This window comes from Ancylobacter rudongensis, from assembly GCF_900100155.1.
Lineage (GTDB): Bacteria > Pseudomonadota > Alphaproteobacteria > Rhizobiales > Xanthobacteraceae > Ancylobacter > Ancylobacter rudongensis.
Genome location: NZ_FMTP01000004.1, coordinates 393,771 through 407,195, shown reverse-complemented (window position 1 = coordinate 407,195; position 13,425 = coordinate 393,771). Strand labels below are relative to the sequence as shown.

Here is a 13,425-nt window from a genome sequence, read left to right as displayed (position 1 = left end):
CGCCCGTTTTATCTCCTGCCTGAAAGAGCCCGCGGCCCGTGCATAATCCCCTGCGTTATCGCGCCCATATTGACGGCCTGCGCGCCATCGCCGTGCTCGGCGTGGTGCTGTTCCATTTCGGCGCCACCTGGCTGCCGGGCGGCTTCATCGGCGTCGACGTGTTCTTCGTCATTTCCGGCTTCCTCATCGCCAAGTCGCTTTACGCCGATGTGGATTCGGGCAGCTTCTCCATCCTCGGCTTCTATGAGCGGCGGATGCGGCGCATCGCGCCGGCCTTCTTCGTGGTGACGGCGGCGACCAGCCTCGCCGCCTTCCTGGTGTTCTTTCCCAACCAGTTGATGACCTATGGCCGCTCGCTGATCTGGGCGGTGCTGGCCTTCGGCAATGTCTATTTCTACCTGCGCACCGACTATTTCGGCCCCTCGGCGGACGAGACGCCGCTGCTGCACTACTGGTCGCTGGGGGTGGAGGAGCAGTTCTATTTCCTGTTTCCGGGCCTGCTCCTGCTGATCGCCCGCTTCGCGCCCCGGGCGCGGACGAAGCTGGTGCTCGGCCTGCTCGTGGTCTCGCTCCTCGCCTGCGAGATCATCCGGCCGTTCAACCCGGCGGCGGCGTTCTATCTGCTGCCCTTCCGTGCCTTCGAGCTGCTGATCGGCGCCGGCCTCGCTTTGCCCGGCCTGTGGTTTCCGCAGGGCCGCAGGCTCGGCGCGGGCGCGATGGCGGCGGGGACCGGCCTCATCCTCGCCGGCATGGTGTTCATCACCGAGCACGCGCCCTTTCCCGGCGTGCTCGCCCTGGTGCCCTGCCTTGGCGCGGCCCTCGCCATCTGGGGCGGCGAGCGGACGGAGAGCCTGCCGGCGCGGCTGCTCGGCCTGCGGCCGCTGGTGTTCTTCGGCGCCATTTCCTATTCGCTCTATCTCGTCCACTGGCCGATCGTGGTGTTCGCCCGCCATCTGCTGCCGGACCTGCCGGCGCCGGCCTTCCTCATCGGCGGCGTCGCCGCCTCGACCCTGCTCGGCTGGCTGTCCTGGCGCTTCGTCGAACAGCCGGTGCGGCAGAAGCGGGAGCTGTTCTCCCGCCGATTCGTCTATGGCGGCACGGTGGTGGGCGGGGCGCTGCTCATCGCCTTCGGCACGGCCGCCTCGGACACGCGCGGCTTTCCCGGCCGGCTGGCCCCGGACATCCAGCGCGTGCTCGCCTATACCCGCTATCCCTTCCGCGAGGTGGTGCGCGACGGCACCTGCTTCATCAACGGCAACCGCCCCAAGGACCAGCCGGCGCCGGAATGCCTGCCGGACACCCATCCCAGCCTCGTCCTGTGGGGCAGCAGCCATGTCGCACAGTTCATCGGCGCACTGGCGCCGATCGCCAAGGCCCATGGCTATGCGGTCGGCCAGATGACCGCCGCCGCCTGCCCGCCGCTGGTGCAGTCGAGCTTCGCCCCGATGTGTGACCGGCTGAACCGCTTCGCCTTCGACTGGCTGCTGGCGCACCGGCCGTCCATCCTGGTCATCGGCGGCGACACGCTGGTCTCGCAGGAACATTTCCGCCAGCTCGACGCCGACCTCGCCAAGCTGCACGCCGCTGGCATCCGGGTGATCCTGCTTGGGCCCGTGCCTCAATATCGTCGGGCGGTGCCGGAAATCCTTGCCGAGCGCATGTACCGCAACGCGCCGAGCCGCCTCGCCGATGACGACCTCACCGAGGCCACGCACCGCGCCGACGCGCTGATGCGCGAGCATTTCGCCGGCAATCCCAATGTCGAGTTCGTCTCGATCCTCGCCATGTGCCCGGACATGAACTGCCCGATGATGGTCGACGGCGCGCCGCTGCAGTTCGACCCCACCCATTTCACCCGCGAGGGCGTCGCCTATTATGGCGGGCAGCTCGGGGCGCTGATCTTCGGCCCGGCGCCGGCGCCGGTCACTACCCCTGCCCCTGCGGCCCCTGCCGCACCGTGAGGCCGGCGGCGCCCCTATGGCCGCACAGCCACACTTGCGGCCTAAGTGGGCGTGCGGCAGGAGACAGGGCGCGCGGGGCATGCCCCCGCGCCGGCGCAGCGTCCATAATGGCGCGTTCGCTCCTTGCCTGCCTCAACCATCCTTCGGTCCACCGTGCATCATTCCCTGCGCTATCGTGCCCATATTGACGGCCTGCGCGCCGTCGCCGTCCTTGGCGTCGTGCTCTATCATTTCGGTGCGAGCTGGCTGCCGGGCGGGTTTGTCGGCGTCGACGTGTTCTTCGTCATTTCCGGCTTCCTGATTTCCAAGTCGATCTATGGCGATGTCGCGGCCGGTCGCTTCTCGCTGCTGGGCTTCTATGAGCGGCGGATCCGCCGCATCGCGCCGGCCTTCCTGGTCGTCACCGCCCTCACCGCCGCCTTCGCCGCGCTGATCCTGCTGCCCTATGAGATGATGATCTTCGGCCGCTCGGTGCTGTGGTCGGTGTTCGCCGCCGGCAACATCTTCTTCTTCCAGCGCACCGACTATTTCGGCCCGGCGGCGCAGGAAATGCCGCTGCTGCATTACTGGTCGCTGGGGGTGGAGGAACAGTTCTATTTCCTGTTCCCGGCGCTGGTCCTCGCCGGGGCCCGCTTCGGCCGGCGGGCGATCGCCTGGAGCGTGCCGGTTCTGCTGCTCGCCTCGCTGGCCGCCAGCCAGTTCATGGTGATGCGCGATCCCGCCGCCGCCTATTTCCTGCTGCCGTTCCGCGCCTTCGAGATGCTGATCGGCTCCTGGCTGGCGCTGCCCGGCATCCGCTTTCCGCAAAGCCCCGGCGTGCGGTTTACCGCCGTGGCGGGCGGCTGCGCCCTGATCCTTGGCGGCATGGTCGGCCTCAGCTCCGCCTCGCCCTTTCCCGGGCTGCTGGCGCTCATTCCCTGCCTGGGCGCGGCGCTGGTGATCTGGGGCGGCGAGGGCGAGGCGAGCCTGCCGACCCGGCTGCTGGGCTGCCGCCCGATGGTGTTCTTCGGCGCCATTTCCTATTCGCTCTATCTCGTCCACTGGCCCCTCGTCTCGCTCGGCAAGGAGTGGCTGGGCCCGGTGGCGCCGCTGCCCTTCCTCGTCGGCGGGGTGGCGCTCTCGGTGGCGCTGGGCTTTCTCTCCTGGCGCTTTGTCGAGCAGCCGGTGCGGTTCAACCGCCGCGTCTTCACGCCGAAAGTGGTGGTCGGCGCCACGGTGGCGGGCACGCTGGCGCTGGCGGCCTTCGCGCAGACAACCATCACCACGCGCGGCCTGCCTCAGTGGCTCGACCCCGAGGTGCGGCGCCTCGCCGGCTATTCCTTCTACAATGGCGATCCGGTGTTCCGGCAGGGCGTGTGCTTCACCCCCTTCTTCCAGGCCGAACTCGCCATCAGGCCGGAATGCCTGCCCACCACCCATCCGTCGGTGCTGGTGTGGGGCAACAGCCATATCGCCCATTTCATCACCGCTATCATCGAGGCGGGCGAGGCGCGCGGCTATGCGGTGGGCCAGATCACCGGCGCCGCCTGCCCGCCGGTGCTGGAAGCCGAAGGCTCGCGCCTGCCCTATTGCGCGGCGATGAACGCCTTCGCGCGGGACTGGGTGCGGGCGAACAAGCCGGACATACTGGTGCTCGGCGGGGTCGGCGCGCCCACGCCGGAGCTGGACCAGGCGATCGAGGGCTTCGCCCGCGAGGGCATCCGCGTGGTGGTGGTCGGCCCGGTTCCCATGTACCGCGACAAGGTGCCCAAGCTGCTCGCCCGCCGCCAGATCGCCGGCAACGGCGACACCGGGGCGGGCGACGACCTCCTCCCCAGCGCCCAGCGGCACGATGAGAAGCTGCGCGCGCATTTCGCCAGCATGCCTGACGTGACCTACATCTCGGTGTTCGACGCCGCCTGCGGCGGCACCAACTGCCCGCTGATGGTGGACGGCGTGCCGCTGCAGCACGACAGCTCGCACTTCACCCTGGCCGGGGCGCGCTTCTTCGGCCGGCCGGTCAGCGCGCTCATCTTCGGCCGCCCGGCGCAGTGAGACGCCGGCCTGTGGCTTTCGTGCCATAGCGTTGGGCAAAAATGCCCCTCTCCGGCCCGCGTTAGGCAGCACTCCGGATTTTAGCCGCATACTCTCCGGCGGCCGCCCTGCTTCGGTGTCGGTCGGCCGGCGCCCGCGCTTGATGGCGGGCGGACGGAACGGGGCATTTCATGGGGCTTACGATGCGACTGAAGACACTGGCCGCCCTGGCGCTGGGCGCCGCGATTCTCGCCGGCAGTGCGCCGGCCATGGCGCAGAGCGCGAGCACGCCGTCCTTTTTCAGCTTTTTCCCGCGGCCGTCCAATTTCGGCAACGGGCCAGTCAAGGGCTATTCCTCGATCCGCCGGCAGGTCGTGCCCTATACGGGCAAGTACAAGCCCGGCACCATCGTGGTGAACACCGCCGAGCGCCGGCTCTATCTGGTGCAGGACAATGGCACCGCGCTGAAATACGGCATCGGCGTCGGCCGCGACGGCTTCCGCTGGGGCGGGATGAAGACGATTACCCGCAAGGCCGAGTGGCCGGGCTGGACCCCGCCGCCGCAGATGCTGCAGCGCCGCCCCGATTTGCCGCGCTACATGCCCGGCGGCATCGACAACCCGCTCGGCGCCCGCGCCCTGTATCTCGGCTCGTCACTCTACCGCATCCACGGCTCCAACGAGCCGGAGACGATCGGCCAGGCGGTGTCATCAGGCTGCTTCCGCATGACCAATGACGACGTGACCGACCTCTATGACCGCGTCCGCGTCGGCACCCAGGTGGTGGTGCTGAACTGACGCCAGCGCGTCCTCCCGGACGGCCGAAAGGCCGCTCCGGGATCGCTTTCAGTGCCGGCGCACCGCGCCGGGCGCGTCGCGCGAGAGATTCTTCGCCGCCAGCTCCTGCAGGTAGCGCTTGAAGCGCGTGTCCTGCTCGCGGCCCAGCGTGTGCAGCAAATCCCAGGTGAAGATGCCGGTGGAATGGCCGTCGTCGAAGATCAGCCGCACCGCGTAATTGCCGACCGGAATCGCTTCCTCGATCCGCACCTCGCGCTTGCCCGCCACCAGCTGCCGGTCGGCCGGCGAATGGCCCTGCACCTCGGCGGACGGGCTCTCCACCCGCAGCAGTTCCGCCGGGATGATGAAGCTCGCCCCGCCCTCGAAGGCGATGGTCAGCGCACGGCGATCCTTGTGCACCTTGATTTCGGTCGGCCAGAATGTGCCTGCGGCGTCGGTCACGGGCGTCTTCCTCTCTTCTCGTTCCTTCCCACATAGACAGGCGTGGCGCGTTCGCCAAGCGGCTGCGTTCGCGCAAAGCCACTGTCACGAATGGGTTAGGCTATCGCCCGATAGGCCGCTGCGCCTTGGCAGACCGGGCGCCGAGCCTTAGAAATGGAAGAAGAACAGCGCCCTTCGGCGCGGGAGCGACTGCGTGAGCACCAGCGAAGCCGTCATCGACCGTATCCAGCTCGGCGCGCCGCGCGCGCCGCTGGTCGACACTTTCGGCCGCGCCGTCACCTATCTCAGAGTCTCGGTGACGGACCGCTGCGACTTCCGCTGCGTCTACTGCATGGCGGAACACATGACGTTCCTGCCCAAGCCCGAATTGCTGACGCTGGAAGAACTCGACCGCCTCTGCTCGGCTTTCGTCGCCCGCGGCGTGAAGAAGCTGCGCCTCACCGGCGGCGAGCCGCTGGTGCGCCGCGACGTGATGACCCTGTTCCGCTCGCTCGGCCGGCATCTCGATTCGGGGGCGCTGGAAGAGCTGACGCTGACCACAAATGGCTCGCAGCTCGCCCGCTTCGCGCGCGAACTGGCCGCGTGCGGCGTCAAGCGCATCAATGTCTCGCTCGACACGCTCGACCCCGACCGTTTCCGCGCCCTGACCCGCTGGGGCGACCTGGGCAAGGTTCTCGCCGGCATCGACGCGGCGCAGGAAGCCGGCATCCATGTCAAGCTCAACGCCGTCGCGCTGGCCGGCGAGAACGAGCACGAGATCCCCGACCTGATCCAGTGGGCGCATGGCCGCGCCATGGACGTGTCGCTGATCGAGGTGATGCCGCTCGGCGAAACCGGCGCGGAGCGCGCCGACCAGTATCTGCCGCTCTCCACCGTGCGCGAGCGCCTCGCCCGCCAGTGGACGCTGGAGGACATCCCGTTCCGCACCGGCGGCCCGGCGCGCTATGTCAGCATCAAGGAGACCGGCGGCCGGCTCGGCTTCATCACCCCGCTGACGCATAATTTCTGCGAGGGCTGCAACCGGGTGCGCGTCACCTGCACCGGCACGCTGTATATGTGCCTTGGCCAGGAGGACGCGGCGGATCTGCGCGCGCCCCTTCGCGCCTCCGAGAGCGACGAGAAGCTGCACGCGGTGCTGGACGACGCCATCTTCCGCAAGCCGAAGGGGCACGATTTCGTCATCGACCGCCCCGGCCGCGCCCCCTCCGTGCGCCGCCATATGAGCGTCACCGGCGGCTGAGCCGGCGCCTCCTGCGAACGCACTGCATGGCTGCCGCGCGCTCCGTCCTGTTGCTGCGCTGCAATGCAACGTGCATAGAATGGGCGGAATCGCGCTGCTAAACAGCAGCCACCACACCTTTTTTCGATCATAGAGCGTTCCGCGATGCAGCTTCCGCTGTTGGCCCTGGCCATGGCCTCCTTCGGCATTGGCACGACCGAATTCGTCATCATGGGCCTGCTGCCGGAAGTCGCCGCCGACCTCCAGGTGACGATCCCCGCCGCCGGGCTTCTCGTCACCGGCTATGCGCTCGGCGTGGTGGTCGGCGCGCCGATTGTCGCCGTCATCACCAATTCGCTGCCGCGCAAGGGCACGCTGATCGGCCTTGCCAGCATGTTCGTGCTGGGCAATTTCCTCTGCGCCATCGCGCCGGACTATTGGTTCCTCATGGCGGCCCGCGTCGTCACCGCCTTCTGCCACGGCGCCTTTTTCGGCATTGGCGCGGTCGTGGCGGCCAATCTGGTGCCGCCGAACCAGCGGGCCAGCGCCATCGCGCTGATGTTCGCCGGGCTGACGCTGGCCAATGTGCTCGGCGTGCCGCTCGGCACCGCGCTTGGCCAGGCGGCGGGCTGGCGTTCCACCTTCTGGGCGGTGGTGCTCATCGGCATTCTCGCGGTCAGCTCCATCGCTTTGTGGGTGCCGCGGAACATTCCCCATGCCTCGGGCAACATCCTGCGCGAATTCGCGGTGCTGAAGCGCCCGCAGGTGATCCTCACCATGCTGATGAGCGTGCTCGCCTCGGCCAGCCTGTTCTCGGTGTTCACCTATATCGCGCCGCTGCTGCGCGACGTGACCGGCTTCACCCCGCACGCCGTCACCTATGTGCTGCTGCTGTTCGGGGTCGGCATCACCATCGGCAATCTGCTCGGCGGCAAGCTGGCCGACTGGCGGCTGATGCCCTCGCTGATGGCGAGCTTCATCGGGCTGGCCGCCATTCTCGTCGCCTTCGTCTTCCTCAGCGGCTTTGCCGCCGCCACCGTGGCCACCGTCTTCGTCTGGGGCATCCTCGTCTTCGCCGTGGTGCCGCCGATCCAGATGCGGGTGGTCGACGCGGCGGAAGGGGCGCCCAACCTCGCCTCGACGCTGAACCAGGGCGCGTTCAATCTCGGCAATGCCGCTGGCGCCTGGATCGGCGGGGCAGCGATCACGGTCGGCATCGGCTATGCCGACCTGCCCTGGGTCGGGGCCGCGCTCGCGGTCGGCGCGCTCGGCCTGTGCGTCGCCTCGCAGGCGCTGGAGCGGCGCAGCGGCGGGCTGGTCGCGGCCGATGACCTGTCCGACCCCGCCACCGGCGAGGTCGCCTGCAAGGAATGCTGAACCAACGGCCAAACCGCGCCCTCGTCTGAGGCCGGACCTTTTCCCCGGCGCCGGCGCGCTCGCCGCGTTTGCGCCGCCTTTGAATGGCTTAAGGGCGCTCTCGCCTCCGGACCCGTTTCATGCACGCCCCCAGCGCCAAGCGCGGCATTCTTTTGATGATCGCCGGTTCGTCGATCTTCTCGACCAATGACGCCTTCTCCAAGCTGGCGCTGGCGCATATCCCGCCCTCGCAGATCCTGGCGGTGCGCGGCGCCCTGGCGGCGCTGCTGCTGCTCGCCGTGCTGGGCTGGATGGGCCAGCTTCCCTCGCTGCGCTACATGATGGACCGGCGGGTGCTGCTGCGCTCCGTCACCGAGGCCTGCGTGGCGCTGCTGTTCATCACCTCGATCTCGGTGATGTCGATCGCCGATTCCACCGCCATCCTGCAGATCACCCCGCTCGCCACCATGGCGGCGGCGGTGCTGTTCTTCGGCGCGCAGATCAGCTGGCGCCAGTGGCTGGCGGTCGCCATCGGCTTTCTCGGGGTGACGCTGATCGTCAAGCCCGGCACCTCCGCCTTCGACGCGATGGCACTGCTGCCGCTGGGCGCCGCCCTGCTCATGGCCTTTCGCGACTTCGTCACCGGGCGAATCGGCACGCATGTGCCGACCCTCATCGTCACCTTCAGCACGGCGGTGGTGGGCATGGGCTTCGGCTTTGCCGGCAGCTCGGTCGAGCAGTGGCACGCGCTGGACAGGGCGACGCTGGCTTATCTCGTCGGCGGCAGCGTCTCGCTGGTGATCGGCCAGATGCTGACCATCGCGGCGATGCGGACGGGCGACATCTCGGTGGTGGCGCCGTTCCGCTATGCCGCCGTGGTCTGCGCCGTCGGCCTCTCGGCGCTGGTGTTCCACGACATGCCCGATCTCGTCTCCATTGGCGGCATGGCGCTGATCATGGCGGCGGGGCTCTACACCATGCACCACCATATGAGCGCCCGCGCCGTCGTGGTGGCGCCGCGCAAGGTCGCGTAAGCGGGCCGGATGCCGCCCCACACATCCGTTATCCCAGAACGGCCGTTAGGCCGCTTCCGGGATAACGGCGTTGCGGATGCGGGGATGACCGCGCCGGGCGTTCAGCCCTTCTGGCGGGCGCGGATCATGTAGCCGTCGTAAGGGTATTCGCCGACCTGCCACCACAGATACTCCTCGTTGCGGAAGGCCAGCATCGAGTCGTAGATGGTCTTGAACTCCGGGTTCTTGGCGGAAATCTCTGCCATCAGCGCGATGTTCTCCTTATAGGCGGCGTCCATCACCTCCTGCGGGAACGGCCGCAGCTGGGCGCCACCGGCCACCAGCCGGCGCAGCGCCGCCGGGTTGCGGGCATCGTACTTCGCCAGCATGTCGGAATTGGCATAGGCGGAGGCCGCCTCGAACGCCGCCTGGTAGGGGCGCGGCAGTTCGTTCCAGGCCGGCAGATTGGCGACGAAATGGATGGTCGGCCCGCCCTCCCACCAGCCAGGATAGTAGTAGAACGGCGCCACCCGGTTGAAGCCGAGCTTCTCGTCATCCACCGGCCCGACGAATTCGGCGGCGTCGATCGTGCCCTTCTCCAGCGCCGGGTAGATGTCGCCGCCGGCGAGGTTCTGCGGCACCAGGCCGAGCCGCGCCAGCACCTGCCCGGCAATGCCGGGAATGCGCATCTTCAGCCCCTTGAGATCGCCGACCGACTTGATCTCCTTGCGGAACCAGCCGCCCATCTGCGCCCCGGTATTGCCGCCGGCGAAGCCGATGACGTTGCTCTTGGCGAGGAAGGCGTTCTGCAGCTCGTTGCCGCCGCCATGGTAGAGCCACGCCGTCTGCATCCGCGCGTTCAGCCCGAAGGGCAGCGTGGTGAAGGGCGCGAAGGCCGGGTTCTTGCCGATATAGTAATACAGCGCGGTCTGGCAGACCTCGACCGTGCGGTTCTGCACCGCGTCCAGCGCCTGCAGGCCGGGGACGATCTCGCCGGGGGCGAAGACGTCGATGGTGAAGCGCCCGTCCGTGGCCTCGCCGACATATTTCGACAGCAGGGTGGCGGCGCCATAGATGGTGTCGAGCGACTTCGGGTAGCTCGACGTCAGCCGCCAGCGCAGCGTCGGCAGGGTCTGGGCGATGGCGGGCGCGGCCAGGGTCGAGGCGGCAGCGGCCGTGGCGAGGCCGGCACCCTTGATCAGGCCCCGGCGGGAAGGCGAATGCGGCATCGGCGTTTCCTCTGTGTTTTTTTATTCCCTCTCCCCAACGGGAAGAGGGAGAAACCTCACCCCCGCGTGCGGGCGCGGATCATGTAGCCGTCATACGGATATTCGCCAACCTGCCACCACAGATACTCCTCGTTGCGGAAGGCGATCTGCGCGTCCATGATCTTCTTGAAGCCGAGGTTCTTCGCCCCGATCTCGGCGTTCAGCTCGTTCGAGGCCTGCCAGGAGGCGTCGAGGAAGCTCTGCGGGAAAGTGCGCAGCTGCGCCCCGGCCGCCACCAGCCGGCGCAGCGCCGCCGGGTTGAAGGCGTCGTATTTCGCCAGCATGTCGGCATTGGCATAGGCCACCGCCGCCTCGAACGCGGCCTGGTAGCTCTTGGGCAGGCTGTTCCACTTGTCGCGGTTGACCACGACATTCATCGTCGGCCCGCCATCCCACCAGCCGGGATAATAGTAATAGGGCGCCACCCGATTAAGCCCGAGCTTCTCGTCGTCATAGGGCCCGACCCATTCGCAGGCGTCGATCGTGCCCTTTTCCAGCGCGGCATAGATATCGCCGGGCGCGATCTGCTGCGGCACCACGCCGAGCTTGGCCACCACCTGCCCGGCAATGCCGCCGATGCGGAACTTCAGGCCACGGAAGTCGGCGAGGTCCTTCACCTCCTTGCGGAACCAGCCGCCCATCTGGGTGCCGGTATTGCCGCCGAGAAAGCCGACGAGGTTGTACTTCGCCAGGAACTCGTCCTGCAATTCGCGCCCGCCGCCATGGTAGAACCAGGCGTTCTGCATGCGCGCATTGAGCCCGAACGGCATGGTGGTGAAGCAGGCGAAGGACGGGTCCTTGCCGGTGTAGTAATAGAGCGGCGTCTGGGCGATCTCGACCGTGCCGTTCTGCACCGCGTCGAGCGCCTGCAGGCCGGGCACGATCTCGCCGGCGGCAAAGTTCTGGATGACGAAGCGGCCCTGTGTCACCTCGCTCACATATTTCGACACCAGCTCATTGGCGCCGAAAATCGCGTCCAGCACCTTCGGCACGGACGAGGTGAGCCGCCAGCGCACCTGCGGCGCGTCCTGCGCGATGGCGGGCGCGGCCAGGCCCGCCGCGGGAGCGGCGAGTGCGGCGGTGCGGAGAAAATCGCGGCGCTTCATGGGCGGGCCTCCCTCGCAAATGGGCGGGGGATGTTTGCAACAGCCGGCGGCGCAGGGCAACCGGCTTGGCCTTCGCAGCTGAGCGCACGCAAATGTTCTTGCTCTGTTCGCGTCGCTTGGCTAGCTTTCCGCCATCATCGGGGAGACGCTGCATATGGACGACAAGGCCGCCCGCTTCCGCGCCCTGCATGAGGGGCCCGGCGCCTTCATCCTGCCCAATCCGTGGGATGCCGGCACGGCGCGCATCTTCGCCGCGCTGGGCTATCCCGCGCTCGCCACCACCAGCGCCGGCATGGATTTTTCGCGCGGTGTCGCCGAGGGCACCACCTCGCGCGCGGATCTGTTCGCCCATTGCGCCGGTATCGTCGCCGCGACGCCGCTGCCGGTGTCGGCCGATCTCGAAATGGGCCTCGGCGACAGCCCGGAGAGCGCGGCCGAGACCATCCGCGCCGCCGCCGCCCTCGGGCTGGCCGGGGGATCGCTGGAGGACCATACCGGCCAGCGCGACGCGCCGATCTACGATTTCACCCTCGCCGTCGAGCGCATCGCGGCGGCGGCGGAGGCCCGCAATGGCCTGCCGGGCGATTTCGTGCTCACCGCACGGGCGGAGAATTTCCTCTGGGGCCGGCCCGATCTCGACGACACCATCCGCCGGCTGCAGGCGTTCGAGGCGGCGGGGGCCGATGTGCTCTACGCCCCCGGCCTGCCGGATATCGAGGCGGTGCGCACGGTCTGCGCGTCGGTCTCCCGGCCGGTGAACGTCGTCATCGGCATCGGCAAGACGCGCTTCACCCGCAAGGAACTGAGCGACGCCGGGGTGCGCCGCATCAGCGTCGGCTCCAGCCTCGCCCGGCTCGCCTATGGCGCGGTGATCCGCGCGGCGCAGGCTATGCAGCGCGAGGAGCGGTTCGATTTCCTCGACGAGGCGATGGGCTTCGCCGAGATCGAGGCCGTCTTCACCGCCTTCGCGGCGCAGGAGCGATAGGCGGCGCCACCGGCAAGTGGCGCGCGCCCCTCACCCTTCCATGACGATGCGCGGCGCGGCGCGGGCGGTGCTGTGGCGGCCGGCGAGCGCCTCGCGCACCGCCTGGGCGATGCCGCGATAAATGCCCGCCTCCGGACTGTCCGGCCGGGTCGCCACCACGGGCAGGCCGGCATCGGAGGTCTCGCGGATCGACATCTGCAGCGGCACCTCGCCGAGGAAGGGCACGCCGAGCCGCTGCGCCTCGTGCCGCGCCCCGCCATGGCCGAACAGGTCGGAGCGGGTGCCGCAATGCGGGCACATGAAGTAGCTCATATTCTCGACCACGCCGAGGACCGGCACGTTCACTTTCTGGAACATGGCGACGCCGCGCCGCGCATCGATCAGCGCGAGATCCTGCGGGGTGGAGACGATGACCGCGCCGGCCAGCGGCACCTGCTGCGCCATGGTCAGCTGCGCGTCGCCGGTGCCGGGCGGCATGTCGACAACCAGAATGTCGAGCGGCGCCCAGTTCACTTCCTTCAGCATCTGGCTGATCGCCGACATCACCATCGGCCCGCGCCAGATCATCGGCGTCTCTTCCTCGACCATGAAGCCGATCGACATCACCTTGATGCCGAAGGCCTGCATCGGGGTGATCATCCGGCCGTTGACCTCGGGGCGGCCCTTCAGCCCCATCAGGCGCGGCACCGAGGGGCCGTAAATATCGGCGTCCAGCAGGCCGACCTTGAGCCCGGAGGCGGCGAGGCCCAGCGCCAGATTGGCTGCCAGCGTCGACTTGCCCACCCCGCCCTTGCCGGACGCCACCGCGATGATGGCGCCGACACCTGGCAGGCCCGGCGTCTCCTTCTGCGGATCGGCCGGCGGCTGCGCGTGGCTGTGGCCGGCAGGGGAGTGCCCGGCATGGGAATGGCCGCCCGCCGCTGGCGCGCGCGCCGCTGCGGGCGTGTGCGACGCGACCGGCGGCAGGCCGGCCTTGCGTTCGGCGGTGAGCGCCACCAGCGCCGAGGTCACGCCCGGCGTGCCGCGCACCGTGCGCTCCACGGCGGCGCGCACGGGCTCCCAGGCGCGCGCTTCAGCGGCGTCGACAGTGAGGGAGAGGTAGACCTTGCCGTCCGAGACCAGCACCTCCGAGAGCACGCCGGCCTCGGTCACGGGACGGCCGTCGGGAGCGGAAACCTGCGCCAGCCGCGCCTTCACATCGTCTGCCGTCGCCATCGCGCGCTTCTCCTCAATGGATCTGTTTCAAGCTGAGACACACCAGCGCGC

At 68.7% G+C, this 13,425-nt stretch carries 11 protein-coding genes; 7 read left to right on the top strand and 4 right to left on the bottom strand.

Translation table 11 applies throughout. The features are described from left to right. The first annotated feature begins 38 nt into the window (after positions 1–38). The 3 genes from BLO63_RS13155 to BLO63_RS13145 all read left to right on the top strand — a co-directional run bounded on the left by BLO63_RS13155 (position 39) and on the right by BLO63_RS13145 (position 4,771). Positions 39–1,961 carry an acyltransferase family protein gene (locus BLO63_RS13155; protein ID WP_091441278.1) on the top strand — a complete coding sequence of 641 codons (1,923 nt, stop codon included), beginning with the start codon at positions 39–41 and terminating at the stop codon, positions 1,959–1,961. Positions 1,962–2,114: 153 nt separating this feature from the next. Next, positions 2,115–3,995: an acyltransferase family protein gene (locus BLO63_RS13150; protein ID WP_091441445.1), complete on the top strand. Its 1,881-nt coding sequence runs from the start codon at positions 2,115–2,117 to the stop codon at positions 3,993–3,995. A 170-nt stretch (positions 3,996–4,165) separates the two neighbouring features. Further along, positions 4,166–4,771 (top strand): L,D-transpeptidase, encoded by a 606-nt coding sequence (locus BLO63_RS13145; RefSeq protein ID WP_091441276.1) that lies wholly within the window; start codon positions 4,166–4,168, stop codon positions 4,769–4,771. A gap of 48 nt (positions 4,772–4,819) precedes the next feature. Here the strand turns inward: BLO63_RS13145 and BLO63_RS13140 are convergent, their stop codons facing one another. Continuing rightward, positions 4,820–5,212: a gamma-butyrobetaine hydroxylase family protein gene (locus BLO63_RS13140; protein WP_091441274.1), complete on the bottom strand. Its 393-nt coding sequence runs from the start codon at positions 5,210–5,212 to the stop codon at positions 4,820–4,822. A 193-nt stretch (positions 5,213–5,405) separates the two neighbouring features. Between BLO63_RS13140 and moaA the strand changes: the two genes are divergently transcribed. From moaA to BLO63_RS13125, 3 genes are all read left to right on the top strand, one after another. Continuing rightward, positions 5,406–6,452: a GTP 3',8-cyclase MoaA gene (moaA, locus tag BLO63_RS13135; RefSeq protein ID WP_091441272.1), complete on the top strand. Its 1,047-nt coding sequence runs from the start codon at positions 5,406–5,408 to the stop codon at positions 6,450–6,452. Between the two features lie 144 nt (positions 6,453–6,596). Continuing rightward, on the top strand, positions 6,597–7,808 hold the full coding sequence (locus BLO63_RS13130) for an MFS transporter (protein WP_091441270.1): 1,212 nt from the start codon (positions 6,597–6,599) through the stop codon (positions 7,806–7,808). 119 nt (positions 7,809–7,927) lie between these two features. After that, positions 7,928–8,821, top strand: a complete 894-nt coding sequence (locus BLO63_RS13125; protein ID WP_091441267.1) for a DMT family transporter — start codon at positions 7,928–7,930, stop codon at positions 8,819–8,821. Positions 8,822–8,922: 101 nt separating this feature from the next. On the opposite strand, the gene BLO63_RS13120 is transcribed toward BLO63_RS13125, so the two are convergent. Together BLO63_RS13120 and BLO63_RS13115 are read right to left on the bottom strand one after the other, a co-directional pair. Beyond that, positions 8,923–10,029 (bottom strand): TRAP transporter substrate-binding protein, encoded by a 1,107-nt coding sequence (locus BLO63_RS13120; RefSeq protein WP_091441266.1) that lies wholly within the window; start codon positions 10,027–10,029, stop codon positions 8,923–8,925. 56 nt (positions 10,030–10,085) lie between these two features. Then, complete coding sequence (locus BLO63_RS13115; RefSeq protein ID WP_091441263.1) at positions 10,086–11,174, bottom strand: TRAP transporter substrate-binding protein; 1,089 nt, start codon at positions 11,172–11,174, stop codon at positions 10,086–10,088. Positions 11,175–11,328: 154 nt separating this feature from the next. Between BLO63_RS13115 and BLO63_RS13110 the strand changes: the two genes are divergently transcribed. Beyond that, positions 11,329–12,159: an isocitrate lyase/PEP mutase family protein gene (locus BLO63_RS13110; protein ID WP_091441260.1), complete on the top strand. Its 831-nt coding sequence runs from the start codon at positions 11,329–11,331 to the stop codon at positions 12,157–12,159. A 30-nt stretch (positions 12,160–12,189) separates the two neighbouring features. Here BLO63_RS13110 and BLO63_RS13105 read toward each other — a convergent pair whose 3' ends face one another. Further along, positions 12,190–13,374: an Mrp/NBP35 family ATP-binding protein gene (locus BLO63_RS13105; RefSeq protein WP_091441258.1), complete on the bottom strand. Its 1,185-nt coding sequence runs from the start codon at positions 13,372–13,374 to the stop codon at positions 12,190–12,192. Positions 13,375–13,425: the final 51 nt, after the last annotated feature.